The organism is Micromonospora sp. ATLC20 (assembly GCF_057196585.1).
Genome location: NZ_JBXUOV010000359.1, coordinates 1 through 1,902, shown reverse-complemented (window position 1 = coordinate 1,902; position 1,902 = coordinate 1). Strand labels below are relative to the sequence as shown.

2 protein-coding genes are annotated in these 1,902 nt (G+C 74.5%); one reads left to right on the top strand and one right to left on the bottom strand.

The window, feature by feature from the left end:
* Nucleotides 1-906 (bottom strand): serine/threonine-protein kinase (locus tag AC2CHG_RS31245; RefSeq protein ID WP_484526194.1); only part of this gene is annotated, 906 nt, incomplete at its 3' end.
* Between the two features lie 504 nt (nt 907-1,410).
* On the opposite strand from AC2CHG_RS31245, the gene AC2CHG_RS31240 reads away from it, so the two are divergent.
* Nucleotides 1,411-1,902, top strand: a 492-nt coding sequence (locus AC2CHG_RS31240) for an RNA polymerase sigma factor (protein WP_484526193.1), incomplete at its 3' end; no start/stop codon positions are given.

The window sequence follows — 1,902 nt, the reverse complement described above, 5'->3', positions numbered from 1 at the left end:
CGGGCGGACCGCAGGCTGGTCGTCGCGGGACCGCGCCGAGCCCGCCGCGCCGCGCAGCGCCACCGTCGCGGTCGGCGAGTCGTTACGCGCGGCCCGTGCCGCGTCGGCCATCGCCGCGGCACTCGGGTAACGGTCGGCCGGGTCCTTGGCCAGCGCCCGGGAGACCAGCTCCCGTACCGACGCCGGGATCTCCGCCGGCAGCTCCGGCGGCTCGTCGTCGAGATGGCGTACGGCCACCTGGAGCGGGTTGTCGCCGGTGAACGGTGGACTGCCGGTGAGGCAGCAGTACGCGACGGCGCCGAGCGCGTACACGTCGGTGGCGCCCGAGACGGGCCGGCCGGCGGCCTGCTCCGGCGCCATGTAGAGGGCGGTGCCGGGCACCGCGTTCGTGCTGGTGATGCTCGTGACGTTCGTCGACCGGGCGACCCCGAAGTCGACCAGGACCACGGTGCCGTCGTCCTGCACGAGCAGGTTGCTCGGCTTCACGTCCCGGTGCACGATGCCGCGGCCGTGCGCCGCGTGCAGCGCCTGCGCCACCTGCGCCACGATCGACATGGTCTCGGCGACCTCGAGCTGCCCGGCGGTCTCGATCCGCCGCGACAGCGGCTCACCGGCGACGAACTCCATCACCAGGTAGTCGGCCCGGCCGCCGCCGGGCAGGTCGTCCTCACCGCAGTCGAAGACCTGGACCACGCCGGGGTGGCGCAGCGAGGCCATGATCCGCGCCTCGGAACGGAACCGGGCGATGAAGTCGGGGTCGGACACCAGGGCGGGAAGCAGCACCTTCACCGCGACCGGGCGACCGAGGACAAGGTCGGTGGCACGCCAGACGTCGCCCATGCCGCCGGTGGCGACACGGTCTTCCAGGCGGTACCGACCGCTGAGTACGACGTCTGAGGACAGCACCCCCATACCGTACCCACAGCAGGCGCGAAGTATTTCCCGCGATATCCGTGGCCGGTCCGGGCGGGCCGTTCGGCCGGGTGTCCGGCACCCGGGACGCCGATCGGCTGATCGTGATCGACCCGGTACGATCGGCCAGAAAGTGACGCGCCCCCCGCTCTCGCGGCCCGCCGCCCCGGCGGGGATCCGACCCGGGAGCGTCGCGACCGCCGTCCGTGTTACCCCGACACGCCGGTGACGCAGGTAGACATTTCTCTCTGTTTCTCCGCCGTGCGGAGGCTTGCCGACGCGACCCGCCCGCACCGGCGTCGGCCCGACTCCCGGCCGCCCCCGGACGCCGGTACGGTATGTCCCGCCGACGCCCGTGCCGCGCGGCAGTGTCCACGGCGCTCCGCACCCTCGTGCGGGTGCCTGATTCAGCTCATCGGGGGGCCGAGTGCGGATGGCGGTGTGGTCCCTGGCACCCGTTGACCGGCTCCGGGTCGTCATCCGGCTGGGGCGGCGCGCGTGACGGCCGAACTGACCGAGGCGGTCGCCGCGGCGCAGGCGGGGGACGAGGAGGCGTTCCGGTTCCTCTACCGCAGCCTGCAACCCGCGCTGCTGCGCTACCTGACCGCCCTCGTCGGCGCCGACGCCGAGGACGTGGCCTCGGAGGCGTGGCTCCAGATCTCCCGCGACCTGCCGTCGTTCACCGGCGGCGAGTTCCGCGCCTGGGTGGTCACCATCGCCCGCAACCGGGCCATGGACCATCTGCGCCGGCAGCGGCGGCGGCCCTCCGTGCCGGTGCCGGTGCAGGCCCTCAACGACCTGGCCGCCGACGTCGACACCGCCGACCGGGCCGGTGAGGCCATCGCCACCGAGAGCGCGCTCGCGCTGATCCGTACGCTGCCGCCGGCCGAGGCCGAGGCGGTGATGCTGCGGGCCGTCATCGGCCTGGACGCGGAGACCGCCGGGCGCGTGCTGGGCCGGCGGGCCGGCGCGGTGCGCACCGCCGCGCAC